Origin of the sequence: Picosynechococcus sp. PCC 7117 (assembly GCF_001693275.1) — a bacterium.
Classification (GTDB): Bacteria; Cyanobacteriota; Cyanobacteriia; order Cyanobacteriales; family MRBY01; genus MRBY01.
In genome coordinates this window covers 1,091,171-1,114,970 of record NZ_CP016477.1, presented here as the reverse complement: position 1 = coordinate 1,114,970, position 23,800 = coordinate 1,091,171, and the positions used below count along the sequence as shown (strand labels likewise).

The 23,800-nt window shown below is 48.1% G+C and carries 40 protein-coding genes, 1 tRNA gene and 1 other annotated feature; of the genes, 40 read left to right on the top strand and 1 reads right to left on the bottom strand.

Annotation, left to right across the window (positions count from 1 at the left end):
• Positions 1-255: 255 nt before the first annotated feature.
• The 31 genes from rplC (at position 256) to prfA (ending at position 17,237) form a co-directional block, all read left to right on the top strand.
• On the top strand, positions 256-897 hold the full coding sequence (gene rplC / locus AWQ22_RS05450) for a 50S ribosomal protein L3 (protein ID WP_012306690.1): 642 nt from the start codon (positions 256-258) through the stop codon (positions 895-897).
• Positions 898-997: 100 nt separating this feature from the next.
• Entirely contained in the window at positions 998-1,630 is a 633-nt protein-coding gene (gene rplD / locus AWQ22_RS05445) for a 50S ribosomal protein L4 (RefSeq protein ID WP_062433288.1), read from the top strand.
• A 4-nt stretch (positions 1,631-1,634) separates the two neighbouring features.
• Positions 1,635-1,946: a 50S ribosomal protein L23 gene (locus tag AWQ22_RS05440; protein ID WP_030006191.1), complete on the top strand. Its 312-nt coding sequence runs from the start codon at positions 1,635-1,637 to the stop codon at positions 1,944-1,946.
• 22 nt (positions 1,947-1,968) lie between these two features.
• Positions 1,969-2,796 (top strand): 50S ribosomal protein L2, encoded by an 828-nt coding sequence (rplB, locus tag AWQ22_RS05435; RefSeq protein ID WP_030006190.1) that lies wholly within the window; start codon positions 1,969-1,971, stop codon positions 2,794-2,796.
• A 36-nt stretch (positions 2,797-2,832) separates the two neighbouring features.
• Positions 2,833-3,111, top strand: coding sequence for a 30S ribosomal protein S19 (gene rpsS / locus AWQ22_RS05430; RefSeq protein ID WP_012306686.1), 279 nt, complete (start codon positions 2,833-2,835; stop codon positions 3,109-3,111).
• Between the two features lie 15 nt (positions 3,112-3,126).
• The gene (rplV, locus tag AWQ22_RS05425) at positions 3,127-3,486 is read left to right on the top strand and encodes a 50S ribosomal protein L22 (RefSeq protein WP_030006189.1); all 360 of its coding nucleotides are present in this window, start codon (positions 3,127-3,129) and stop codon (positions 3,484-3,486) included.
• Between the two features lie 45 nt (positions 3,487-3,531).
• Positions 3,532-4,254: a 30S ribosomal protein S3 gene (rpsC, locus tag AWQ22_RS05420; RefSeq protein ID WP_012306684.1), complete on the top strand. Its 723-nt coding sequence runs from the start codon at positions 3,532-3,534 to the stop codon at positions 4,252-4,254.
• 58 nt (positions 4,255-4,312) lie between these two features.
• Positions 4,313-4,732: a 50S ribosomal protein L16 gene (gene rplP / locus AWQ22_RS05415; protein WP_012306683.1), complete on the top strand. Its 420-nt coding sequence runs from the start codon at positions 4,313-4,315 to the stop codon at positions 4,730-4,732.
• A gap of 3 nt (positions 4,733-4,735) precedes the next feature.
• Positions 4,736-4,942, top strand: coding sequence for a 50S ribosomal protein L29 (gene rpmC / locus AWQ22_RS05410; protein ID WP_030006188.1), 207 nt, complete (start codon positions 4,736-4,738; stop codon positions 4,940-4,942).
• A gap of 21 nt (positions 4,943-4,963) precedes the next feature.
• Complete coding sequence (gene rpsQ / locus AWQ22_RS05405) at positions 4,964-5,203, top strand: 30S ribosomal protein S17 (RefSeq protein WP_012306681.1); 240 nt, start codon at positions 4,964-4,966, stop codon at positions 5,201-5,203.
• Between the two features lie 52 nt (positions 5,204-5,255).
• Positions 5,256-5,624: a 50S ribosomal protein L14 gene (gene rplN / locus AWQ22_RS05400; RefSeq protein WP_012306680.1), complete on the top strand. Its 369-nt coding sequence runs from the start codon at positions 5,256-5,258 to the stop codon at positions 5,622-5,624.
• A gap of 2 nt (positions 5,625-5,626) precedes the next feature.
• On the top strand, positions 5,627-5,977 hold the full coding sequence (gene rplX / locus AWQ22_RS05395; protein WP_012306679.1) for a 50S ribosomal protein L24: 351 nt from the start codon (positions 5,627-5,629) through the stop codon (positions 5,975-5,977).
• A gap of 74 nt (positions 5,978-6,051) precedes the next feature.
• Positions 6,052-6,597, top strand: coding sequence for a 50S ribosomal protein L5 (rplE, locus tag AWQ22_RS05390; protein WP_030006187.1), 546 nt, complete (start codon positions 6,052-6,054; stop codon positions 6,595-6,597).
• A 25-nt stretch (positions 6,598-6,622) separates the two neighbouring features.
• On the top strand, positions 6,623-7,024 hold the full coding sequence (gene rpsH / locus AWQ22_RS05385; protein ID WP_030006186.1) for a 30S ribosomal protein S8: 402 nt from the start codon (positions 6,623-6,625) through the stop codon (positions 7,022-7,024).
• A gap of 33 nt (positions 7,025-7,057) precedes the next feature.
• Positions 7,058-7,600, top strand: coding sequence for a 50S ribosomal protein L6 (rplF, locus tag AWQ22_RS05380; RefSeq protein WP_065710418.1), 543 nt, complete (start codon positions 7,058-7,060; stop codon positions 7,598-7,600).
• 2 nt (positions 7,601-7,602) lie between these two features.
• Positions 7,603-7,965: a 50S ribosomal protein L18 gene (rplR, locus tag AWQ22_RS05375; RefSeq protein WP_012306675.1), complete on the top strand. Its 363-nt coding sequence runs from the start codon at positions 7,603-7,605 to the stop codon at positions 7,963-7,965.
• Between the two features lie 30 nt (positions 7,966-7,995).
• Positions 7,996-8,517, top strand: a complete 522-nt coding sequence (rpsE, locus tag AWQ22_RS05370; RefSeq protein WP_012306674.1) for a 30S ribosomal protein S5 — start codon at positions 7,996-7,998, stop codon at positions 8,515-8,517.
• Positions 8,518-8,568: 51 nt separating this feature from the next.
• Entirely contained in the window at positions 8,569-9,009 is a 441-nt protein-coding gene (gene rplO / locus AWQ22_RS05365) for a 50S ribosomal protein L15 (protein WP_030006184.1), read from the top strand.
• 97 nt (positions 9,010-9,106) lie between these two features.
• A complete protein-coding gene (gene secY, locus AWQ22_RS05360; protein WP_012306672.1) occupies positions 9,107-10,426 on the top strand; it encodes a preprotein translocase subunit SecY in 1,320 nt (439 codons plus the stop codon).
• An 85-nt stretch (positions 10,427-10,511) separates the two neighbouring features.
• The gene (locus AWQ22_RS05355; RefSeq protein WP_012306671.1) at positions 10,512-11,075 is read left to right on the top strand and encodes an adenylate kinase; all 564 of its coding nucleotides are present in this window, start codon (positions 10,512-10,514) and stop codon (positions 11,073-11,075) included.
• Positions 11,076-11,130: 55 nt separating this feature from the next.
• The gene (infA, locus tag AWQ22_RS05350) at positions 11,131-11,355 is read left to right on the top strand and encodes a translation initiation factor IF-1 (protein ID WP_006276978.1); all 225 of its coding nucleotides are present in this window, start codon (positions 11,131-11,133) and stop codon (positions 11,353-11,355) included.
• 138 nt (positions 11,356-11,493) lie between these two features.
• Positions 11,494-11,607, top strand: coding sequence for a 50S ribosomal protein L36 (rpmJ, locus tag AWQ22_RS16345; RefSeq protein WP_071819462.1), 114 nt, complete (start codon positions 11,494-11,496; stop codon positions 11,605-11,607).
• A gap of 74 nt (positions 11,608-11,681) precedes the next feature.
• Positions 11,682-12,059, top strand: coding sequence for a 30S ribosomal protein S13 (gene rpsM, locus AWQ22_RS05345; protein WP_012306670.1), 378 nt, complete (start codon positions 11,682-11,684; stop codon positions 12,057-12,059).
• Between the two features lie 59 nt (positions 12,060-12,118).
• The gene (gene rpsK, locus AWQ22_RS05340; RefSeq protein WP_012306669.1) at positions 12,119-12,508 is read left to right on the top strand and encodes a 30S ribosomal protein S11; all 390 of its coding nucleotides are present in this window, start codon (positions 12,119-12,121) and stop codon (positions 12,506-12,508) included.
• Between the two features lie 113 nt (positions 12,509-12,621).
• On the top strand, positions 12,622-13,563 hold the full coding sequence (locus AWQ22_RS05335; RefSeq protein ID WP_012306668.1) for a DNA-directed RNA polymerase subunit alpha: 942 nt from the start codon (positions 12,622-12,624) through the stop codon (positions 13,561-13,563).
• 60 nt (positions 13,564-13,623) lie between these two features.
• Positions 13,624-13,974, top strand: coding sequence for a 50S ribosomal protein L17 (gene rplQ / locus AWQ22_RS05330; protein WP_012306667.1), 351 nt, complete (start codon positions 13,624-13,626; stop codon positions 13,972-13,974).
• 24 nt (positions 13,975-13,998) lie between these two features.
• A complete protein-coding gene (gene truA / locus AWQ22_RS05325; protein ID WP_065710417.1) occupies positions 13,999-14,823 on the top strand; it encodes a tRNA pseudouridine(38-40) synthase TruA in 825 nt (274 codons plus the stop codon).
• A 36-nt stretch (positions 14,824-14,859) separates the two neighbouring features.
• Positions 14,860-15,315, top strand: coding sequence for a 50S ribosomal protein L13 (gene rplM / locus AWQ22_RS05320; RefSeq protein WP_012306665.1), 456 nt, complete (start codon positions 14,860-14,862; stop codon positions 15,313-15,315).
• Positions 15,315-15,728 carry a 30S ribosomal protein S9 gene (gene rpsI / locus AWQ22_RS05315; protein WP_012306664.1) on the top strand — a complete coding sequence of 138 codons (414 nt, stop codon included), beginning with the start codon at positions 15,315-15,317 and terminating at the stop codon, positions 15,726-15,728. Before rplM ends, rpsI begins: the two co-directional genes overlap by 1 nt.
• An 86-nt stretch (positions 15,729-15,814) precedes the next feature.
• On the top strand, positions 15,815-16,045 hold the full coding sequence (gene rpmE / locus AWQ22_RS05310; RefSeq protein ID WP_012306663.1) for a 50S ribosomal protein L31: 231 nt from the start codon (positions 15,815-15,817) through the stop codon (positions 16,043-16,045).
• Between the two features lie 100 nt (positions 16,046-16,145).
• A complete protein-coding gene (gene prfA / locus AWQ22_RS05305; RefSeq protein ID WP_065710416.1) occupies positions 16,146-17,237 on the top strand; it encodes a peptide chain release factor 1 in 1,092 nt (363 codons plus the stop codon).
• 49 nt (positions 17,238-17,286) lie between these two features.
• Here prfA and AWQ22_RS05300 read toward each other — a convergent pair whose 3' ends face one another.
• Positions 17,287-17,610 (bottom strand): hypothetical protein, encoded by a 324-nt coding sequence (locus AWQ22_RS05300; RefSeq protein ID WP_030006180.1) that lies wholly within the window; start codon positions 17,608-17,610, stop codon positions 17,287-17,289.
• 429 nt (positions 17,611-18,039) lie between these two features.
• Here AWQ22_RS05300 and AWQ22_RS05295 point away from each other — a divergent pair, with 429 nt between their 5' ends.
• From AWQ22_RS05295 to rplL, 9 genes are all read left to right on the top strand, one after another.
• Positions 18,040-19,623 (top strand): iron uptake porin, encoded by a 1,584-nt coding sequence (locus AWQ22_RS05295; RefSeq protein ID WP_065711643.1) that lies wholly within the window; start codon positions 18,040-18,042, stop codon positions 19,621-19,623.
• 173 nt (positions 19,624-19,796) lie between these two features.
• The gene (gene rplS, locus AWQ22_RS05290) at positions 19,797-20,159 is read left to right on the top strand and encodes a 50S ribosomal protein L19 (RefSeq protein ID WP_012306659.1); all 363 of its coding nucleotides are present in this window, start codon (positions 19,797-19,799) and stop codon (positions 20,157-20,159) included.
• A 95-nt stretch (positions 20,160-20,254) separates the two neighbouring features.
• Positions 20,255-20,327: transfer RNA gene (locus tag AWQ22_RS05285), tRNA-Trp, on the top strand.
• Positions 20,328-20,388: 61 nt separating this feature from the next.
• Positions 20,389-20,616, top strand: coding sequence for a preprotein translocase subunit SecE (gene secE, locus AWQ22_RS05280; RefSeq protein WP_012306658.1), 228 nt, complete (start codon positions 20,389-20,391; stop codon positions 20,614-20,616).
• Between the two features lie 18 nt (positions 20,617-20,634).
• Positions 20,635-21,237, top strand: coding sequence for a transcription termination/antitermination protein NusG (nusG, locus tag AWQ22_RS05275; protein WP_012306657.1), 603 nt, complete (start codon positions 20,635-20,637; stop codon positions 21,235-21,237).
• A 2-nt stretch (positions 21,238-21,239) separates the two neighbouring features.
• Positions 21,240-21,665, top strand: coding sequence for a 50S ribosomal protein L11 (gene rplK / locus AWQ22_RS05270; protein ID WP_012306656.1), 426 nt, complete (start codon positions 21,240-21,242; stop codon positions 21,663-21,665).
• 91 nt (positions 21,666-21,756) lie between these two features.
• Complete coding sequence (rplA, locus tag AWQ22_RS05265; protein WP_030007219.1) at positions 21,757-22,473, top strand: 50S ribosomal protein L1; 717 nt, start codon at positions 21,757-21,759, stop codon at positions 22,471-22,473.
• Between the two features lie 22 nt (positions 22,474-22,495).
• Positions 22,496-22,647, top strand: a sequence feature (ribosomal protein L10 leader region).
• A gap of 38 nt (positions 22,648-22,685) precedes the next feature.
• Positions 22,686-23,213, top strand: coding sequence for a 50S ribosomal protein L10 (gene rplJ / locus AWQ22_RS05260; protein ID WP_012306654.1), 528 nt, complete (start codon positions 22,686-22,688; stop codon positions 23,211-23,213).
• Between the two features lie 87 nt (positions 23,214-23,300).
• Entirely contained in the window at positions 23,301-23,687 is a 387-nt protein-coding gene (rplL, locus tag AWQ22_RS05255; protein ID WP_030007220.1) for a 50S ribosomal protein L7/L12, read from the top strand.
• Positions 23,688-23,800: the final 113 nt, after the last annotated feature.

Below are 23,800 nucleotides of genomic sequence, written 5' to 3'. Positions count from 1 at the left end.
TTCCGGTCACAATTTTTAGGCGATCGCCCCAAGCGACAGCCCCCCTCCTGCAGTTACAGCAAGATACTGAAGCAAGCGCTTTAAGTCTTGGGTAAAACGTAGTACACCTACCTGTAGGCAAAAACCTTTCAGAGCCATAAAACACTCTGAATATCCAAGAGTAGAAGACAAGAACCACAACTCCTTCGGGAGCGGTTCATATTATTTCTACTCACCTTTTAATGTTGTCTATTAGTAGATAGAGGTCTCTGTTCCGTGTCACTCGGTATCCTCGGTACTAAACTCGGTATGACCCAAATCTTTGATAACGAAACTGGAACTGCGATTCCTGTTACCGTTGTCCAAGCAGGGCCCTGTACCGTCACCCAAATCAAAACCTCCGAAACAGATGGCTACACCTCCGTGCAAATCGGCTACGGAGACGTTAAGGAAAAGAACTTAACGAAGCCTCAACTGGGGCATCTCAAAAAAGCAGATGCTGCCCCCCTCCGCCACCTCAAGGAATATCGCCTCGATGACGTTTCTGGCTATGAACTTGGCCAAGCGATCACCGCAAATATTTTTGAGGCCGGCCAAGTTGTCGATGTTTCTGGAAATACCATTGGTCGTGGTTTCGCTGGTTATCAAAAACGCCATAACTTTAAGCGAGGCAACATGACCCATGGTTCTAAGAACCACCGTCTCCCCGGTTCTACCGGCGCAGGGACGACTCCCGGTCGCGTTTATCCCGGTAAGCGCATGGCGGGTCGTTATGGTGGAACCAAGATCACCGTCCGTAAACTCGAAGTTGTTCGCGTTGACGAAGAAAAGAATTTATTGCTGATCAAAGGTGCAATTCCTGGCAAAGCCGGCAATTTATTAAGTATTGCTCCGAGCAATATTGTGGGCCAAAAGTAATTGGGCTTGCGTGGCGATCGCCATTTGCAACCCCTTTACGAAAAACCACAGCTTTATTTATTTCATTAGCTGATAACCGATAATCCGATACTTCATCACTATGGTTAACTGCGCAGTAAAAAATTGGCAAGGAGAAGAAGTTGGCCAGGCCAACCTCGACTTCAAAGTTGCCAAAGAAGAAAATGCCGCACATATTGTCCACCGCGCCCTTGTACGTCAGCTAAATAACGCACGTCAGGGAACTTCTTCCACGAAAACCCGTGCAGAAGTCCGTGGGGGTGGACGCAAACCTTGGCGTCAAAAAGGAACTGGCCGGGCAAGAGCTGGTTCAATCCGTTCCCCATTATGGAAAGGTGGCGGTGTCATCTTTGGCCCCAAACCCAAAGAGTACAACCTTAAAATGAACCGCAAAGAGCGTCGTTTAGCACTTCGTACCGCTTTCCACAGCCGGAACGGAGATCTCATCGTCGTTGAAAACTTTGCCGAGCAATTTGCCGCTCCCAAAACCAAAGAGTTGGTCAATGCCATGACCCGCTGGGGCGTCGCATCCGGAGAAAAAGTACTCCTTGTACTTGCTGAGATGACTGACAACGTATATCTCTCTGCCCGCAACATTGCTTCTGTGAAAATGGTTCCTGCCGATGGTTTGAATATTTTTGATATTCTTAACGCTGGCAAAATCGTAGTCACCTCCGAAGCACTGGCTAAAATCCAGGAGGTTTACAATGACTAGTAGAATGCCTACCGCGAGCCGGGTGCCAACCCGTGACCTCGCTGATCTAATTCTCAAGCCCATTGTTAGTGAAAAGGCGACAATTCTGCTTGAAGACAACAAATATGTGTTTGATGTTGCCCTCAAAGCAACAAAAACCGACATCAAAGCAGCCATTGAAACTCTGTTTGAAGTCAAAGTTGTTAAGGTCAACACCAGTCGGCCACCCCGCAAGAAAAAGCGCGTCGGTCGCTTTATGGGCTTCAAACCCCAGTACAAGCGGGCAGTCATCACCTTGGCAGAAGGGGATACAATCACATTGTTCCCAGAAGTATAGTCGTCATTCACTTGAATAAATCATGGGTATTCGTTCATTTAGACCATATACTCCGGGAACTCGTCAGGCTACGGTCTCTGACTTTTCGGAGATTACCAAATCCAAACCGGAAAAATCTCTTACCAAATACAAACACCGCAAAAAAGGCCGTAACAACCGTGGTGTGATCACTTGTCGTCACCGGGGTGGTGGCCACAAGCGCCTTTATCGTCTGATCGATTTTCGCCGCGACAAGCGGGATATGACCGCCCAGGTGATTGCGATTGAGTACGATCCAAACCGGAATGCTCGCATCGCCCTGGTGCAGTACGAAGATGGCGAAAAACGCTATATCCTGCAACCAGCTGGCCTTGGCGTCGGTGACACGATTATCGCTGGGGAAGAAGCGCCCTACGAAATCGGCAATGCTTTACCGCTCTACAAAATCCCCCTTGGTACTGAAATCCACAATATCGAGCTTTACGCTGGTCGTGGTGGCCAGATGGTTCGTTCTGCGGGTGCTTTTGCCCAATTGGTCGCTAAAGAAGGTGATTATGTCACCATCAAGCTGCCTTCCAAGGAAGTCCGGATGGTTCGCAAAGAGTGCTACGCCACCATTGGCAAAGTGGGCAACGCCGAAGCTCGGAACCTGAAGCTTGGGAAAGCGGGGAGAACCCGTCACCTGGGACGTCGGCCCCAAGTCCGCGGTAGTGTTATGAACCCGGTAGATCACCCCCATGGTGGTGGTGAGGGTAGAGCACCCATTGGTCGCAGTGGTCCTGTGACGCCTTGGGGTAAACCTGCCCTCGGTAAGAAGACTCGCAAGAAGAAGAAGCAAAGTAGCTCTTTGATTGTGCGCCGTCGCCGTTAATTATCTATTTTTGTTCATTACACGCTGTAAGAAACTATGGGTCGTTCACTGAAAAAGGGTCCGTTCATTGCGGACAGCCTCCTAAAAAAAATCGAGAAGCTTAATGCTTCCGGTGATAAACAAGTGATTAAAACTTGGTCACGGGCATCGACAATTTTGCCTCAGATGGTGGGTCACACGATCGCCGTTCACAACGGTCGCCAACATGTGCCTGTTTTTGTGTCTGAGCAAATGGTAGGTCACAAGCTGGGAGAATTTGCCCCCACACGGACCTTCAAGGGCCATGCCAAGAGTGATAAGAAAGCACGTCGATAAGGGTTAAAGAAAACAATGACTATCGATACTCAAACTGAAGTCAAGGCGATCGCCCGCTATATTCGGATGTCTCCGATCAAGGTCAGACGAGTCCTCGATCAGATTCGTGGCCGTAGCTACCGCGAAGCCTTGATCATTCTCGAATTTATGCCCTATCGCGCTTGTGAACCTGTACTGAAGGTTTTACGATCTGCCGTTGCTAATGCGGAACATAACGAAGGGTTAGACCCCGCCGATCTCGTTGTTAGTGCAGCCTTTGCTGATGCTGGCCCCGTGTTGAAGCGGTTCCGCCCCCGGGCCCAAGGACGTGCTTATCAAATTCGTAAGCCCACCTGTCACATCACCGTTGCTGTGGCCCCTGGTGCTGCCGAATAGTACTCCTAACCTGTCGTAGATCGTAAACATCAAAAGGAACAAACCGTGGGACAGAAAATTCATCCAGTTGGTTTCCGTTTGGGGATTACAAAAGAGCACCTCTCCCGTTGGTACGCCGACCCCAAACAATACCCTGCCCTCGTGCAGGAAGACTACAAAATCCGCCAGCACATTGATGCAAACCTCAATAATGCTGGTATCTCCAAAGTTTTGATCGAGCGTAAAGCCGATCAAGTTGACCTAGAGATTCACACTGCCCGGCCCGGTGTTGTCGTTGGCCGTGGTGGTTCTGGCATCGAAGCCCTCAGAACGGGTCTCCAGGATGTCCTTGGCGATCAGCGCCAAATCCGCATCAACGTTGTCGAAGTTAACCGCGTTGACGCCGACGCCGCCCTCATCGCTGAATATATCGTTCAGCAACTTGAGCGACGGGTATCCTTCCGTCGGGTTGTTCGCCAAGCCGTTCAACGGGCCCAAAGAGCGGAAGTTCAAGGGATCAAAATCCAAGTAAGTGGTCGCTTAAACGGTGCAGAAATTGCCCGGACAGAGTGGGTACGTGAAGGACGTGTTCCCCTACACACACTCCGCGCTGACATCGACTACTCTTACAAAACTGCCCAAACCATTTACGGAATTCTTGGGATTAAAGTTTGGATCTTCAAAGGCGAAATTATTCCGGGTCAAGAAGAAACTTCTGCCGCTAATGCTGCCCCTCTGCCCCGTCGTAAATCCCGACGTCAGCAGTTTGAAGACCGTAGCGAACAATAAATTGCCCAACTACTGGCAATTTAATTTTCTACCCTCACTGTTTACCCTTTAGGAAACAATGCTAAGTCCAAAACGTACAAAATTCCGGAAGCAGCATCGCGGTCGCATGCGGGGAATGGCGTATCGCGGCAACAACATTCAATTTGGTGACTACGCGCTCCAAGCCGTTGAACCCAGTTGGATTACCGCCCGTCAAATTGAAGCCGCCCGTCGTGCGATGACCCGTTACATCAAGCGAGGTGGTAAGATTTGGATCCGAATTTTCCCCGATAAGCCCATCACCATGCGTCCGGCAGAAACCCGTATGGGTTCTGGTAAAGGTAACCCTGAATTCTGGGTTGCTGTGGTTAAACCCGGTCGGATCATGTTTGAGATGAATGGTGTCGCTGAGCCGATCGCCCGTGAAGCCATGCGCCTTGCGGCCCAAAAGCTGCCGATTAAAACCAAGTTCATCACCCGCAACGAGGAGTATATCTAAATCATGCCTTTACCCAAGATTGAAGATGCTCGCAAACTCAATGACCAAGAGCTTGCTGACGAAATCGTTGCCGTCAAGAAACAATTGTTTGACCTCCGTCTCCAACAAGGTACTGGTCGCCTGGAGAAAACCCATGAGATCAAGCATGCTCGTCACCGTCTCGCCCAGTTGATGACAGTCGAGCGCCAAAGACAACTCCAAGCTCAGTAAAAGTAGGAGACAGAATCTCGTATGGCTACGAAAGAAAGAGTGGGAATGGTCGTCAGCGACAAGATGGATAAAACCGTGATTGTGGCTGTGGAAAACCGCTCTCCCCACCCGAAATACAAAAAAATCGTGGTTAAGACCAAGCGTTTTAAAGCCCACGACGAGGAAAATAAGTGCAAAGTTGGTGATCGCGTTCGTATTCGCGAAACTCCTCCCACCAGCAAAACCAAGCGCTGGACTATTGCCGAAATCCTCAACCAATAGTTTTTACTAACTGTTGACCCTAATCTATTTTCTTTACCCTTACCGTAAAGCCGTGATTCAACAACAAACCTATCTTAATGTTGCCGATAATAGCGGTGCTCGTAAACTGATGTGCTTACGGGTTCTGAGTACAGGGAATTGTCGTTATGGTGGCATCGGCGATCAAATCATCGCTGTTGTTAAAGAAGCAATTCCCAACATGGGTGTCAAAAAATCTGATGTCGTTCGAGCCGTTATCGTGCGGACGCGTCAACCACTCCGCCGTGCTAGCGGTATGAGTATTCGTTTCGATGACAATGCCGCTGTCATTATCAATGCAGAAGGCAATCCGAAAGGCACTCGTGTTTTTGGTCCCGTCGCCCGTGAGTTACGGGATAAAAACTTCACCAAAATTGTTTCCCTTGCACCGGAGGTCATCTAACCATGGCAGGACGCAAAAGTTCCACCCCCACACGTCACAAAATGCATGTGAAAACGGGTGATACGGTTCAAGTCATTTCTGGTCGCGACAAAGGCAAAGTAGGCGAAGTCATTAAAACTCTGCCCAAATCCAGCAAAGTCGTAGTCAAGGATGTCAATATCCGCACCAAGCATGTCAAGCCTCAACAGGAAGGTGAGTCGGGTCAGATTCAAACCTTTGAAGCACCGATCCACAGCTCCAATGTGATGCACTATTCCGAAAAGGAAAAAGTCGCTAGTCGCATTGGCTACCAGCTGACTGAAGATGGCCGTAAAGTGCGTGTATTAAAGAAAACCGGTGAAGTGATCGACTAATCGGCTTTTCTTGAAATTTTTATCTACATTTAGTTTTTCCCTGACCAAGCCCAGGGAGGTTAAACGTAAAATCTATGTCTCAAAGACTCAAAACCCTTTATCAAGACAATATTGTTCCTAAATTAACGGAGCAGTTTGGGTACAGCAATGTCCATGAAGTGCCCAAGCTTGTCAAAATTTCAGTGAACCGGGGTCTCGGAGAAGCTTCTTCTAATGCCAAGGCAATGGAGTCTTCCATTAAGGAACTTTCAACCATCACTGGTCAACGCCCCGTAATCACCCGTGCGAAAAAGGCGATCGCCGGCTTCAAGATTCGTGAAGGGATGCCCGTCGGCGTGATGGTGACGCTGCGCTCCGAAAAAATGTATTCCTTTTTGGATCGTCTCATCAGCTTAGCCCTGCCCCGCATCCGCGACTTCCGTGGCATCAGCCCTAAAAGTTTCGATGGACGTGGCAACTACAGCTTAGGGATTCGTGAGCAACTGATTTTCCCTGAAATTGACTACGATTCCATTGATCAAATCCGAGGAATGGACATTTCCATCATCACCACCGCGAGAACCGATGAAGAAGGTCGTGCGCTGCTGAGAGAAATGGGTATGCCCTTCCGTGAAAGCTAAATCTTAGGAGAGATTAAAGGTAATAATGGCGGCTAACGATACCATTTCCGATATGCTCACCCGCATCCGTAATGCGTGCATGGTGCAGCATGACAACACAAAAGTCCCGATGACTCGCATGACCCGGAGCATTGCTGAAGTGCTGAAGGACGAAGGTTTCATTGACAACTACACCGAAGCAGGTGAAGGGATTGAAAAACACCTTGTTATTTCCCTGAAGTACAAAGGTCGTAATCGTCAACCGATTATCCAAAAACTTCAACGGGTAAGTAAGCCGGGGCTTCGGGTATACAGTAACCACAAAGACTTGCCTCGCGTGCTCGGTGGGATTGGAATTGCGATTATTTCAACTTCCAAAGGCGTGATGACAGATCGCCAAGCCCGTAAAGAAGGTATTGGTGGTGAAATTCTTTGCTACGTCTGGTAATCGTGGCTGAAGTTGATATCAGGAGAAAAACGAATGTCTCGTATTGGTAAAAAACCAATTCCCATCCCCGACAAAGTGACCGTTACCCTCAATGGTGCCAATGTTGCGGTTAAGGGCCCGAAAGGTTCCCTTGAGCGGACATTACCCGAAAAAGTAACTGTCACCCAAGAAGACAACACCGTTGTTGTTTCCCCCGTGGATAACTCTCGGACGGCCCGCGAACGTCATGGCTTGTGCCGCACCCTTGTGGCTAACATGATTGCAGGCGTTTCCCAGGGTTACTCTAAACAACTCGAAATTATCGGTGTTGGTTATCGGGCCCAGGTACAGGGAAATAAGCTCACCCTTAATGTGGGCTACAGTAAGCCTGTAGAAATGCAAATGCCTGAAGGCGTGACTGCGGCTATGGGTGAAAAAAATACTCAAGTGATCATCTCTGGTATTGATAAAGAGGTTGTGGGTAACACGGCTGCTAAAGTTCGTGCTGTCAGACCTCCTGAACCCTACAAAGGTAAAGGGATCCGTTACCAAGGTGAATACATCAGACGTAAAGCTGGTAAGGCAGGTAAGAAGTAGAGATGAAAGCAACTCGCAAACAACTCACGCAGCGTCGTCATTTCCGTATTCGCCGTCGTGTCGAAGGGACTGGCGATCGCCCCCGTTTAGCAGTATTCCGCTCCCACAAGCATATCTATGCCCAGGTGATTGACGATGAGAAGCAACATACCCTAGTGGCTGCTTCTACCCTAGACAAAGATCTCAAGGGCGAACTCGCATCCGGTGGTAACATCTCAGCTTCCACTGCAGTCGGTAATCTCATTGCCAAGCGCGCCCTCGAAAAAGGCATTACCAAAGTCGTCTTTGATCGCGGCGGTAACCTTTATCATGGTCGTGTCAAAGCCTTAGCAGATGCCGCTAGAGAAGCCGGTCTGGACTTTTAAGCTGTTGATGAAATCATTAGGAAAATAATTATGGCAAAGCGTCGTAAATCATCAAAGAACAAAGAAAAAGAAACAAACTGGCAAGAGCGTGTGATCCAAATCCGTCGCGTCAGCAAAGTTGTCAAGGGTGGTAAGAAACTCAGTTTTCGCGCCATTGTTGTCATTGGCAATGAGACCGGAAAGGTCGGCGTTGGCGTCGGTAAAGCAGGAGATGTCATTGGTGCTGTTCGCAAAGGTGTCTCCGATGCGAAAAAACACGTTGTCGATGTTCCTTTAACAAAAACCAACACCATTACCCACCGGATCAATGGCGTTGCGGGTGGCGCAAAAGTCATGATGCGTCCCGCTGCTCCCGGTACCGGTGTAATTGCTGGTGGTGCTGTGCGGACTGTACTCGAACTCGCTGGTGTGAAAAATATTCTCGCCAAACAATTGGGTTCTAGTAGCCCCCTGAACAATGCTCGGGCGACCGTTGATGCATTGGGTAACCTCCGGAGTTTCTCCTCCGTTGCCCAAGAGCGTGGCGTTTCTATCGAACGGATCTATGCCTAACCCTAATTTGGCGGGCTAAGGACATTAGTAAAACGTTTACTCAAAAAAACCATGAAGTTATCCAATCTATCCCCCAAAGCGGGGTCAAAGAAGCGTCGTCGCCGTGTCGGCCGTGGCATTGCTGCTGGCCAAGGCGCAAGCTGTGGCTTCGGCATGCGGGGTCAAAAATCCCGTTCTGGTACTGGTACAAAAGCTGGATTTGAAGGGGGACAAATGCCCCTTTACCGCCGTGTACCGAAGCTAAAGCACTTCACCATCGTGAATCCGAAAAACTTCACCATTGTGAATGTTGGCCAATTAGCTGACCTGCCAGCCAACACAGAAGTTACCCTTGAAAGCTTAATGGCAGCAGGCATTGTCACCACCAACGATGGCCCCCTCAAGGTTCTTGGTGATGGTGAATTGTCCGTTGCTCTCAAAGTAACTGCAGCGGCGTTTTCTAACGGCGCTAAAGCAAAAATCGAGGCGGCTGGCGGCAGTTGTGAAGCCTAGAAAAATTCGGGAACAAAGCACTAAGTTAGAATTTATCAAGGTTGCTTAATACTTCTTAGAACTGTTCATTACGTAAACTCCCGAAGAGAACATCACTATGGTTGTCAGTCGCGAAAAAACACCAACCGCCCAGGAAACCTTTATGCAAATGGCACAAGCCGCTGGCCTTCGGGGTCGTCTGCTTGTCACCCTTGGTCTTTTGGTTCTTGTTCGGTTTGGCGTTTTTATTCCAATCCCCGGCATTGACCGGGTGGCCCTAAGTGAGGGGATCCAAAATTCTCCTCTCTTGGGCTTTCTAGATGTATTTGCCGGTGGTGGTCTTTCCGCTGTCGGCATTTTTGCCCTAGGGATCCTTCCCTACATCAATGCCTCAATTATTATGCAGCTCATGACGGCAGCAATTCCTGCCCTTGAAGACATGCAAAAGAATGATGGTGAGGCTGGGCGTCGTAAAATTTCCCAGATTATCCGTTATGTGACGGTGGGCTGGGCGGCTTTACAAAGTTTTGGGATTACGCTGCAAATTCTGCGCCCCTATGCTTTAGATCCTGGTTTTACTTTCGTGTTGGAAACCACATTAGCACTGACGGCAGGTTCTGTCTTTGTGATGTGGATTTCTGAGTTGATTACCGAAAAAGGTTTAGGCAATGGGGCTTCTCTGTTGATTTTCGTCAACATTGTGGCCGTATTACCAAGAACTTTAGGCAATACTATTGAATTTGCCCAGACTGGTGGTCGAGCAGTGATTGCTAAAGTCATTTTGCTGCTGGTCGTTTTTCTGATCATGATTGTCGGGATTGTGTTTGTGCAGGAAGGGACACGCCGGATTCCGATTGTTTCTGCCCGTCGTCAGGTGGGTCGTAAGCTCTATCGGGAACGCACAAGCTACTTGCCCCTACGACTCAATCAGGGTGGGGTAATGCCGATTATTTTCGCTTCTGCTGTTCTGGTGCTGCCTTCTTCTTTGGCGGGTCTGGCTGGCTCAGGGGAAGGGTTCTTTGGTCAAGCGATCGCCACAATTTCGACACTGCTACAACCGGGCAGAATTCCTTATGTGTTGGTCTATCTCGCTTTGATTCTCTTTTTCAGCTATTTCTACGCGTCTTTGATCGTGAATCCGGTAGATATGGCCCAGAACTTGAAAAAGATGGGGTCTAGTATTCCTGGCATTCGTCCTGGTCGGGCCACGAGTGAATACCTCGAAAAAGTGATCAATCGTTTGACCCTATTGGGGGCAATTTTCCTTGGCTTAGTCGCAACGGTTCCTACTTTTGTGGAAGGGGCAACGGGGGTCACAACTCTACGGGGTTTTGGGGCCACTTCCCTACTCATCTTGGTGGGGGTTGCGATTGACACAGCCAAGCAAATTCAAACCTATGTTATTTCCCAGCGTTATGAAGGCATGGTTAAACAATAGTGTTTTTAGCAGGGTTTAGATATTAGCTGGAATATCTAAACTCTTTGTTGATTTAGTAAGCAATTTGGATGGGAATAGAGGCGTTATGGCTCAGGGAGTAAGGTTGATTTTTTTGGGGCCCCCAGGGGCTGGAAAGGGCACTCAAGCTCAGGTTTTGGCAGAGTCTTGTGGAATCCCCCACATTTCTACTGGCGAAATTCTCCGGGCGGCGATCGCCAATCAAACAGAACTTGGCCAACAGGCCCAGGGATTTGTGGATCGTGGTGAATTAGTGCCCGATAGTCTGATTCTGAATTTAATTCGCGAAAGACTACAGGAGCAGGATGCCCAGCAAGGCTGGATTTTGGATGGTTTCCCGCGCAATGTGAGCCAAGCCGAGTTCCTCAACACCTTACTCACCGAGCTGAAGCAGCAATGTGACGTTGCCCTTAACTTGGAAGTTCCCGATGCCACATTGGTAGAACGCTTACTAAGTCGTGGCAGAAAAGATGACAACCAGGAGACCATTCGGCGTCGTTTAGAAGTTTACCGGGAGCAAACAGCCCCAGTTATTGACTTCTACCAAAAACAGGGTTCTCTGAAATCCGTCGATGGCGATCGCTCCCTCGAAGAAGTTACCGCCGCCCTAGAGCAGGCGATCGCTTCATAACTCCTGGTTAGAATTCGATGCCGATTGATGAAATTTATTAGGAGATCTATTTGTTTTGTCTAAACAAGATCTAATTGAAATGGAAGGTACCGTCACCGAGTCCCTTCCCAACGCTATGTTCCGGGTTGACTTGGACAATGGCTTTAATGTGCTTGCCCACATCTCGGGCAAAATTCGCCGGAATTACATCAAAATTTTACCGGGCGATCGCGTCAAAGTAGAACTGACCCCCTACGACTTAACCAAAGGGCGGATCACCTACCGACTCCGAAAAAAATAAGCCAATCCCATCCGTTTCTTATATTCAATAGCAAAAAAACTTGCTATGATGATAAGCTTGCGGAGTTTTGTGCTAATCGCCAATCGGTTCATAGCAGAATCAATATATAGAAAATTGCTAAATCTAACCTGAAAACCTATGAAAGTTCGAGCATCCGTCAAAAAAATGTGTGATAAATGTCGCGTGATACGCCGTCGCGGTCGTGTCATGGTGATCTGCGCCAATCCCAAGCACAAGCAACGTCAAGGGTAAATCGTAGAAGTCGCTGAGGCATTTATTCCGTAACTTATAAATTATTGAAATTGTTCATTTAGGGAGAAAAAATCGTGGCACGAATTGCAGGTGTTGATCTTCCCCGCGATAAACGCATTGAAATTGCCCTGACCTATGTGTATGGCATTGGTTTATCAAGAGCCCAGGAGATCATCGCAAACACCGGGGTAAACCCCGACACCAGAGTAAGGGATCTATCTGACGAAGATGCTCTTAAGCTCCGGTCTTACGTTACCGATAACTACCAAGTTGAAGGGGATCTCAGACGTCTAGAGTCCATGAACATCAAGCGTCTGGTGGACATCGGCACCTACCGGGGCCGTCGTCATCGCCAAGGTTTGCCCGTACGTGGTCAAAGAACCCGGACCAATGCCCGCACCCGCCGTGGTCGTCGCGTCACTGTTGCCGGTAAGAAGAAAGCACCGCGTTAATCCCTTGAGTTTTACCTCACAAAGCTACGCATTTATCCTATCTTCTACAGATTAAAATTATGGCACGACAAAAGAAAGGCAGCCCTAAGAAGGTTAAAAAGAATATCCCCAACGGTGTTGCCCACATTCAATCCACCTTTAACAACACAATCGTTACCATCTCCGATACCAAAGGCGATGCCGTGTCCTGGTCTTCTGCCGGTGCAAGTGGTTTTAAAGGGGCCAAAAAAGGGACTCCCTTTGCTGCCCAAACTGCCGCTGATAACGCAGCTCGCCGCGCAATGGAACAAGGAATGCGCCAAATTGAAGTGATGGTGAGTGGCCCCGGTGCGGGTCGTGAAACTGCGATTCGTGCTCTACAAGCCGCTGGTTTGGAGATTACCTTGATTCGCGATGTTACCCCCATTCCCCACAATGGTTGTCGTCCGCCCAAGCGTAGACGGGTATAAATCCTCTGCGACTGAATTCTTGACAACAAGAAAATCAGTCCAAGTAAATATCCATCTTGTCTGAAGGCTTGGTGCCTGGCTCAGATCGCGAAAAACGGGAGATCAGAAAAAGCGTGACACAGTTTCAAATCGAGTGTGTAGAAAGCAAAACACACAAAAATCAAAGTCAATATAGCAAGTTTGTCTTTGAACCCCTAGAGCGGGGTCAAGGAACAACCCTCGGCAATTCCCTCAGACGAATTCTACTGTCTAACTTAGAAGGAACCGCCGTAACAGCGCTGCGGATTGGTGGCGTGAACCATGAGTTCGCGACGATCCCTGGTGTGCGGGAAGATGCCCTTGAGATTATCCTCAATATGAAGGAAATCATTCTCAAGAGCTACACCCATCAGCCCCAGATTGGCCGCTTAACAGCCACTGGCCCTGGTCAGGTGACTGCGGCTCAGTTTGATCTGCCTTCTGAGGTGGAGGTCGTAGACCCGACCCAGTATATTGCGACCCTCGCTGATGGTGCAAAGCTGGAAATGGAGTTTCGGATCGAGAAGGGGAAAAGCTATCGCGCCGTTCAGCGGAATCGGGACGAAGCCACTGCTTTAGATTTTCTACAGATTGATGCGGTGTTCATGCCAGTCACTAAGGTGAACTATAGCGTCGATAGTATCCATAGTGAGGGAGACGCGGTTCGCGATCGCCTAACTCTCGAAATCTGGACAAACGGCAGTATTAAGCCAGAGGAAGCATTATCCCAGGCAGCGGCGATCGCCGTTGAACTGTTTAATCCCCTCAAGGATCTCACCCTCGAAGCCATCCAAGATGAGTTGCAAGAGGACGAAGACCCCACTAGCCAAATTCCCATCGAAGAATTACAGCTATCGGTACGGGCTTACAACTGTCTCAAGCGGGCGCAAATCAACTCTGTCGCTGATCTTTTAGACTATAGCCAAGAAGATTTGCTAGAAATCAAAAACTTTGGTCAAAAATCAGCTGAAGAAGTGATCGACGCCCTCAAAACCCGTTTAGGCATTACTTTACCGGAAGAAAAAACGGCGAAGTAAGTTTAAATTTATTTGATTTTTCATTGACTGTACTGTTTACATCCTAGGGAGGAAGAAAAAATGCGTCACGGTTGTCGCGTTCCCGAATTGGGGAGACCGGCGGATCAACGGAAGGCCCTCTTACGTGCCCTCACCACTCAACTGATTCGCCATGGCCAAGTAAAAACCACCAAAGCGCGGGCTAAGGCGGTTCGTTCTGAAGTGGATCGCATGATCACCTTGGCAAAAGATGGTTCCTTGGCTGCCCGTCGTCGGGCTTTGGGCTATATGTACGACAAAGATCTTGTCCATGCCCTGTTCGCCCAAGCAAAAGATCGCTATGGCGATCGCCAAGGGGGTTATAGCCGCGTTGTGCGCACCGTTCGTCGTCGCGGTGACAACGCAGAAATGGCAATTATCGAATTAGTCTAACCCAGACTAATCTGCCAACTGTCCATGCCCATGTCCCAAGCCAACCCCAGAAAACGCATCGCGTTGGTCATCCAATATATCGGCACTCACTTTTGTGGTTGGCAACGGCAAACAGCAGAAAGAACAGTGCAAGCCGTCATTGAAGAGACAATCTCCACCGTTGTCGGCCAAAAAATCACAATTCATGGTGCCGGCCGAACCGATAGTGGTGTCCATGCCGCCGGACAATTCGCCCACTTTGAATGTGAAAGCCTAATCCCTGGTTATAAATGGGCCAAAATCCTCAACGATCGCCTGCCACCCGATATCAATATCCGTGGTGCTTGCGAAGTTCCCCAGGATTGGCACGCACAATTTTCTGCCCAATGGCGGCGGTATCGATACACCATCTATACCCACCCAACCCCAAACCTGTTCATTCAGCCCTATGCTTGGCATTATTACCAAGCCCTCCTCGATGAGACTCTCATCCAAGCAGCCCTGACGCCCTTATTGGGTGAACATCACCTCGCTGCTTTTCAACGGACTGGTTCCAAGCGATCCCATGCATGGGTCAATGTACAGGCAGCAGAATGTTCCCGTCGAGGCTCCTTTATTCATATAGAAATTCAAGCCAATGGGTTTTTGTATGGGATGGTTCGCCTACTGGTCGGGATGCTAGTGGACATTGGACAAGGTAAACTTTCTTTAGCGCAATTCCAAGATATTTGGAAAAATGAGAAGCGACACCTTGTAAAATATTCAGCCCCAGCAAAAGGCTTATGTTTACTTAGGGTTGGTTATCCTGAGCCTTTGTTTCCACCCCATATTTGGTTTGATACCCAGCCAACTTTTCTACTAACTCATTAGTTGAATTCCTTATGCGTCATCTAGCGCAAAAATTTTATGATTAAGACACCTTTACCGAAACAAGAAACCCTCGACCAGAAATGGTACGTGGTCGATGCTGCTGACCAACGCTTGGGTCGTTTAGCCAGCGAAGTTGCCAAAGTACTCCGGGGCAAAAACAAAGCAGAATACACTCCCCACATGGATACTGGGGATTTTGTGATTGTCGTGAATGCCGAAAAAGTGGTTGTGACGGGTCGCAAGCCTGAGCAAAAGCTTTACCGTCGTCACTCCGGTCGTCCTGGTGGGATGAAAGTTGAAACCTTTAATCAGCTGCAAGACCGGATTCCTGAGCGCATTATCGAAAAAGCAGTGAAAGGAATGCTGCCGAAAAATGCCCTCGGTCGTCGTCTGTTCACCAAGCTAAAGGTCTATGCTGGGACTGAACATCCCCATGCCGCCCAACAACCCGAAGTTCTGACCATCAATACTATTCCCGGAGGAGATAACTAATGAACGCAACTGCTACTCAAGATCGCCCTATTTACTGGGGAACAGGTCGTCGTAAGGCATCCATTGCCCGGGTACGCCTTGTACCTGGTTCTGGCAAAGTTGTTGTTAACAACCGCTCCGGGGAAGATTATTTCAACCGGATTCCTGGTTACCTTGCGGTGCTAAAGTCTCCCCTGGAAACCCTGGGCCTAGAAAGCGAGTATGACATTCTTGTGAATGCCCATGGTGGTGGCTTGACTGGTCAAGCAGATGCCGTGAAGCTGGGTGTTGCTCGTGCGCTGTGTGAATTGGATCCAGACAACCGCCAGCCTTTAAAAATTGAAGGCTATTTGACCCGTGACCCCCGCTGTAAGGAACGGAAAAAGTACGGTTTACACAAGGCCCGCAAAGCACCTCAGTTCTCCAAGCGTTAATTTATTTGGTCTGGCGTTCGTTATGGCTACTGTGGCGATCGCCTTTATGCATTTTATTAAACTAAATTGATTAGAGAATAATTCCCATGCCCAAAGCTGATATTCATCCCGAATGGTACCCAGACGCCAAAGTCATCTGTAACGGTGAAGTTGTGATGACGATTGGTTCTACCCAACCTGAAATCAACGTTGAAATTTGGTCTGGTAACCACCCCTTCTACACCGGAACTCAAAAGATTATCGATACCGAAGGTCGTGTAGACCGTTTCCTCCGGAAGTACGGTATGCTCAGCAACAATTCCGACGACCAGAAATAGGTATTTCCTTGAGTTTTCCCAACCCGGCAGCCCCCTGCTGGGTTCCTTTGTTTTTTAGGGATCTCTTTCCTTCCCCTAGCGTAAAAACGTTCTGTGCATTATGGCTGAAGCATACTTACTCGATAAACTAAAGTCCGTCGAACAAACCTTCCAGGAAATGACCCGACGCCTGGCCGATCCCGACATTGCGACGAACCCCGATGAGCTACAACGGGTGGCAAAAATTCGCTCCTCCCTCGAAGAAACAGTAAATACCTTCAATCAGTGGAAAGAAGCACAAGAAGAACTCCGGGGTGCCAAAGAAATTCTCAAAGAATCCGCCGGAGATCCCGAAATGAAGGAAATGGCGGATTTAGAAGTCGAGGAACTCGAAAATACCATTGATACCCTCGAAAATCGTCTGAAGATTCTGCTGTTACCCAAAGATCCCAACGACGAAAAGAACATCATGTTAGAAATTCGCGCCGGAACAGGGGGCGATGAGGCAAGCATTTGGGCTGGGGATCTGCTCCGCATGTATTCTCGCTATGCCGAAGGTCAAAACTGGCGGGTGAAACTCCTGAGTGAATCGGCCGCCGACATGGGGGGCTTCAAGGCCGTCATCCTAGAAATTCAAGGGGAACAAGTTTACAGCAAATTAAAGTATGAAGCTGGCGTCCACCGAGTCCAGCGGGTACCTGTTACCGAAGCTGGGGGGCGGGTTCACACCTCCACAGCAACCATTGCTGTGATGCCAGAAGTTGATGATGTCGAAGTCGAAATTGATCCTAAGGACATTGAGATGACCACCGCCCGTTCTGGCGGTGCTGGGGGCCAGAACGTCAACAAAGTAGAAACGGCCGTTGACCTGTTCCACAAACCGACGGGAATCCGCGTCTTTTGTACAGAAGAGCGATCGCAATTACAGAACCGAGAGCGGGCAATGCAAATTCTCCGGGCAAAGCTCTATGAAATGGAACTCCAGCGGCAGCAAGAGGAAGTCAGTTCCATGCGTAAATCCCAGGTGGGTACCGGCGCCCGTTCTGAAAAAATTCGCACCTACAATTACAAAGATAATCGCGTCACAGATCACCGCCTAGGCCAAAACTTTTCCTTAGCCCCGGCCCTAGAAGGAGATATTGAGGATATGCTCCAGGCTTGCATCTCCCAAGACCAACAGGCTCAACTCGAACAACTCGCCGCCGAAAGCTAATAAATCCTTCCCTGGGGAAGGTGGCCGCAGGCCGGAAGGGGTTCCTTCCCTATGGTTGAACCTCACTGCAAACCTGATAAAAATCTGTTTCTGGCGGTTCTGCAAAGAGAGGATTCATTTCCGCCATAATTTTTTGGCTGAGTTCCGTCTGATTTTTATCCATATCTTCAATATTGTCCCAAAGGATCATCGCAATGCCTTGATCACTGTTTGGCCCCATTTTTTGCAGCAAAAAAGCCCCTTGGAATCCCTCTGAATAGCTGGACACAATTTTTTCATAAAGGGTTTGGGCCTGGGCAAACCGTCCAGGTTTAAATTCACCGATCGCCACATACGCAACCTTATGGCGGAGACAGTCGTTAAGTCCTTGCATAGTTGAATTTCCCATTGTCTAAAATTACATGGCCTGGGGCGATCGCCTGTCGCCTCTGCCAATAATTTCACTGTAGCGAGAGAATCCCCCCTAGAAAGCCTCTTTACGCATTTTCTTAACCGCTTTTGTGTTTATGTCAACTTTTTTGTCACATTTCCAACACACCACTATCCGTCTATTCTTGGATCTTTAACCTGCCATTAATCCAACATCAAGGCGATATTAATCCTCCTTTGGTTCACTAGAGGTGCATCAAACTATAAACTAGCCCGTATCCAACTTTACAGATATTGAAAGTTGTGAATTTCTGGTGCTATACTGCTAAGCGGCGTTTTGAAAATGATTTGCAGTAATAAAACATGCTTATCAATAACATAAATGCCCAAGCTCAAAGTCAAAAAATATCTCAGGTGTGAGGTTCAATCGAATATGTCTAAAACAGTGAGAACTTTTCTCAGTGGCGCTTCCGTTGCCCTAGGTGCAACCGTAGCTTTTTCTGGCACTGCCCAAGCCAACACTGAACTTCTCGATCAAATCAACAGCTATAGCCAAGACGACATCGCTCAGGTTAATAGCGTTTTCCAACTCAGCGATGTTTCTCCTTCTGACTGGGCCTTTGACGCACTGCGCAACCTAGTCGAAAACTACAACTGTATCGTTGGTTATCCCGATGGCACTTTCCGTGGTAGCCGTCCCCTCAGCCGTTATGAATTTGCTGCTGGCCTAAACGCTTGTTTACAGCAAATCGAGCGGATGATTCAAAGTGGTACTTCTGAAGTAACCCCCGAAGATCTCGCTGCACTCCGTCGTCTCGTAAACGAATTTGAGGCCGAACTTGCGACCCTCGGTGCTCGCGTTGATGACCTCGAAGGCCGCGTTGAATTTCTCGAAGACAACCAATTCTCCACTACCACCAAACTCGGTGGGGAAGTGCTCTTTAACCTTGTTGGTGCCTTCGGTGAAGAGAAAGCTGACAGTGATGGCGAAGACATTGATGATCAAATTACTTTCAGCAACCGTGTTCGTCTAAATCTCGACACTAGCTTCACTGGCAGAGACCGCCTCCGTACTCGTTTGGAAGCTGGTAATGTTGCTGAGTTAAATGATGCGACTGGAACTCGTACTGCTCGTCTTGGTTTTGACGGTGATAACGGGAATGATGTCGAAATTTCTAAGTTGTATTATCGGTTCCCTGTCGGTTCCAGAGCCCGTGGTTACGTAGGTGCCATTGGCATGGGTATCGATGATGTCTTTACCGCGACTAACCCTTATTTTGAAAGCAGTGGTGATGGTGCTTTGTCTCGTTTTGGCCGCCGTAACCCGCTCACTTTACGTGGTTCTGACGGTGCTGGTGTCGGTTTCAACTACAATCTCAGTGATAGATTTACTCTCTCCGGTATTTATTTGGCCGACGATGGCGACGTCAATAATCCTGAAGAAAAGAATGGCCTTTTCAACGGTAGCTATGTTACCGGGGCTCAGCTAGCATTCTCTCCCACCGACAAGATTGATCTGGCTCTCACCTACACCAACACATATCAGAAATCTGGGTCTGTTAACCTTAGTGCTAGCACCATTGATGGTCTACCAAGACGTCCCTTTGGGAATGAAGCCACAACTGCTAACAACTTTGGTATCGAAGGTAGTTGGATGGTCGGCTCTCGTTTTAATCTTGCTGGTTGGGTTGGCTACACCAAAGCCGACTTTGAATTAGGAGATGGCGAGGCAGACATCTGGAACTGGGCTGTTAATGCGGCTCTCCTCGATGTCGGTGGCGATGGCAACGTTCTTGGCTTCATCTTCGGTCAACCGCCTAAGGTAACTAGCGCTAGTGGCGTTGATGCGCTTGGTGAAAATGATGACACTTCTTACCTTGCTGAGCTCCAGTATCGTTATAAGTTGAACGACAATATCACTATTACTCCTGGTGCTTATGTCATTTTCAACCCCAACAATAACGATAATAATGACACCATTGTGGTGGGTGCAATTCGGACTAGATTTAGTTTTTAAATTGAGATTTCCGAGAATTGTTGTTCTTCACAACTAAGAGTATTTAGAGTGGGTCGATTTCGGCTCACTTTTTTTTGAAGTTATTAAGCTTTTAAATTTAGGGAACTGAGTTTTATTTTGACTTTAAGTTGTATTGTACATATACTGATAAATTGTGAGTTTTTTGAAAAACCATGAACGCTGAAGCAATCATTCGCTCCATCGAAGCGGAACAGCTCAAGGATGATCTCCCGACCATCCACGTGGGCGACACCGTTCGAGTCGGAGTCAAAATCAAAGAAGGTACCAAAGAACGGGTTCAGCCCTACGAAGGTACCGTTATTGCCATGCGCAATGGTGGGATTAACGAAACCATCACTGTGCGTAAAATTTTCCAAGGGATTGGTGTTGAACGGGTCTTCCTGTTGCACTCTCCCCTCGTTGATAACATCAAAGTTATCCGTCGTGGTAAAGTCCGCCGGGCTAAACTGTATTACTTGCGCGATCGCGTTGGTAAGGCAACTCGGATCAAGCAACGTTTCGATCGCCCGATCTAGGCTTTTTGTAATCCATTTGATTCGCTCAAAATGTTTTGCACAAAGCCTGCCACCTGTGCTAAGATTGCTAAGGCTTGTTAAGAGCAAGTACCCAAGCGTCCTTAGTTCAGTTGGTAGAACGCAGGTCTCCAAAACCTGATGTCGGGGGTTCGAGTCCTCCAGGGCGCGTTTCAATTTACATTAAACTTTAGTTGAAGTATTGCAGTGGCTCTGGGAGGAGTTTCTGATTGTGGCCAAAACAAAGAAGACCGTCGAGACTGAAGCCAATAAGCCCGAAGGTTTCGATGTTACGAAATACGCCAATGAAACAAAAGAAGAACTAGCTAAGGTTGTTTGGCCCTCTCGCCAGCAGCTCATTAGTGAATCTGCCGCTGTCATTTTGATGGTGATTCTTGTTGCGACTGTTATCTACGTCGTGGACAATCTCTTCATTTTCGTTTCAGGTGCTGTATTTTAAAAGACTCTTTAACTTTCTATGGAACATTCAGAAGAATACACAGGAACGCAAGCTGGACCCAAACCGCGTTGGTATGCCGTCCAAGTTGCATCTGGGTGCGAACAAAGAGTCAAAGCAAACCTTGAACAACGGATTCATACTCTCGATGTGGCGGATCGGATCTTTCAGGTTCAGATTCCCCAAACCCCAACCGTCAAAATCCGTAAGGATGGCAGTCGGCAACATGGAGAAGAAAAAGTTTTTCCTGGTTATGTCTTGATTCAGATGACCCTAGATGATGAAGCTTGGCAGGTTATCAAAAATACGCCCCATGTGATTAATTTTGTTGGGGCCGAACAGAAGCGTAGCTACGGTCGGGGACGGGGCCATGTTAAACCCGTGCCTCTCAGTAAGTCTGAAGTAGAGCGCATCTTTAAACAAGCTCAGGTTGTTGAACCGACTGTTAAAGTCGATATGGCCATTGGCGACAAAATTCTTGTGCTTTCTGGTCCTTTTAAGGATTTTGAAGGCGAGATCATTGAAGTCAGCCCTGAGCGCAGCAAACTGAAAGCTCTATTGTCGATCTTTGGTCGAGATACGCCAGTAGAACTTGAATTTACTCAAGTGGAAAAACAGAGCTAGCGATGGCAAAAAAAGTTGTTACGGTAATTAAATTAGCCTTGCCTGCGGGTAAGGCCAACCCTGCACCTCCTGTTGGGCCAGCCCTGGGTCAGCATGGGGTTAACATCATGGCCTTCTGTAAGGAGTACAACGCGAAGACTTCTGACCAGGCAGGCATGATTATTCCTGTAGAAATCTCGGTATATGAAGACCGGAGTTTCACCTTTATCCTGAAAACGCCCCCCGCTTCTGTCTTGATTCGTAAGGCAGCTGGGGTTGAGAAAGGTTCTGCCCAGCCTAATAAGCAGAAGGCGGGTTCTATCTCCCGGGCTCAATTGCAGGAAATCGCCCAAACTAAAATGCCTGATTTGAATGCGAACGATATCGAAGCAGCAATGAATATTGTTGCCGGTACAGCGCGGAATATGGGCATTACAGTTACGGATTAGTAACTGCTTGGAAACTGGATACAACAGTTAAGTTTTTAATCTTTATGTTTGGGGAGAGGCGTGTGTCTCGTTATGTACCCAAGGAGTAAGTATGGCAAAAAAATTATCTCGTCGGCTTCGTGAGGCGCTTGAAAAGGTTGAAGATAGAGCCTATGAGCCTCTAGAAGCTTTGACCCTTTTGAAAGAAACTGCCACAGCTAAGTTTGATGAAACGGCTGAGGCTCACATCCGTTTAGGGATTGATCCGAAATACACGGATCAGCAGTTGAGAACGACCGTTGCTTTTCCGAAAGGCACAGGTCAGTCTGTGCGGGTCGCCGTCATTACTAGCGGTGAACAGGTAAAGGTTGCGGAAGAGTCCGGAGCAGATCTCGTTGGTTCTGAGGAACTCATTGAAGATATCCAGAAGGGCATGATGGACTTTGAAGTCTTGATCGCAACGCCCGATATGATGCCGAAGGTCGCTCGTTTGGGTCGTCAGCTTGGCCCCCGTGGTTTGATGCCTTCGCCCAAGGGTGGCACTGTGACGACGGATGTTGCCACGGCGATCGCCGCCTTTAAAGCAGGGAAACAAGAGTTCCGGGCTGACCGTGCAGGGATTGTCCACGTGCTTTTTGGTAAATCCTCTTTCGCTGCGGAAGATCTTCTGGTAAACTTAAAGGCTCTTCAGGAAACCATCGACCGGAACCGTCCTTCTGGGGCCAAAGGTCGTTACTGGCGGAGCATTTATGTGTCTGCTTCCATGGGACCTTCGATCCAGGTGGATATCAACGCCCTCCGGGATCTTTCCATTGAAGAAAAAGCCTAGGTCTTCTTAGGCAAAACAATTAAATAGATTTGTATTCATGCCAGAGACAGCAGGGGCGATCGCTTAATATCCTGCCGAGGTAAAACGCTACAAGACTAAACAAGTTTTTTCCAAGTTTGCTTGGAAGAAGAGCGTGACCCTGGCATTGTCGCTGGGGTCTATTTTTTGTCCCTACTTTAATAACCTTTCCCCAAAAAGGAGGTGAGAACAGAATGGGAAAATCGCTAGCAGATAAGCAAGAATTGGTTGCTGAGATCAAGGATTTGCTCAAGGATGCACAACTTACTTTTGTGATTGATTACAAGGGTTTAACCGTTGCGGAAATCACTGATTTGCGTAACCGCCTTCGTCCTGCCGGGGCATATTGCAAAATTGCGAAAAATACGCTGATGCATATTGCCGTTGATGGTGACGAAACGTGGCAACCTGTGCAATCTCTCTTAAAAGATTCCTCCGCATTTTTAATTGCTGGAGAAGATGTTGCTTCCGCCGTTAAAGCTTACAAAGAATTCCGCAAAGCAACGAAGAAAACCGAACTTCGTGGCGGCGTTATGGAAGGTCAAGCTTTAACCAGCGACCAAATCGAAGCCCTCGGTGATCTGCCCACCAAAGACCAACTTTACGGTCAGATTGCAGGTGCGATCAATGCAGTTACTGCAAAAATCGCCATCGGCATCAACGAAGTACCGGGTTCTTTGGCCAGAGCCATCAAAGCTGTTTCCGAAAAAGAAGCAGCCTAACTCTCAACGTCGCGTGATTTCTATCATTGCGGCCTAACTTTCTCGTTGTTCTAAACGTAATTTTTATTCACTAAGGAGATAGATTAAATGTCTGCTACTACCGATGAAATTTTGGAGAAGTTGCAATCTCTAACCCTGCTCGAAGCAGCTGAATTAGTTAAGCAAATCGAAGAAACCTTTGGCGTTAGCGCTGCTGCTCCCGTTGGTGGCATGGTAATGGCTGCCCCCGGTGCTGCTGCTGCTGAGGAAGTTGAAGAGAAGACTGAATTTGACGTTATTCTCGATGAAGTTCCCGCTGACAAGAAAATCGCCGTTCTTAAGGTTGTTCGTGGCATCACTGGCCTCGGTCTTAAGGAAGCCAAAGAAATGGTTGAATCTGCGCCTAAGCCCATCAAAGAAGGCACTGGCAAAGAAGATGCTGAAGCCATCAAGAAGCAACTTGAAGATGCTGGTGCAAAAGCAAGCGTTAAGTAATTTATATCAACTTGCTTATTGTTAGATAAGTATAGATTCAATTAATATTTAGTTGATTGATTAGCGGACAGGTTATCTGTTCGCTTTTTTTTGATCTTGATGATTGGGGCTCT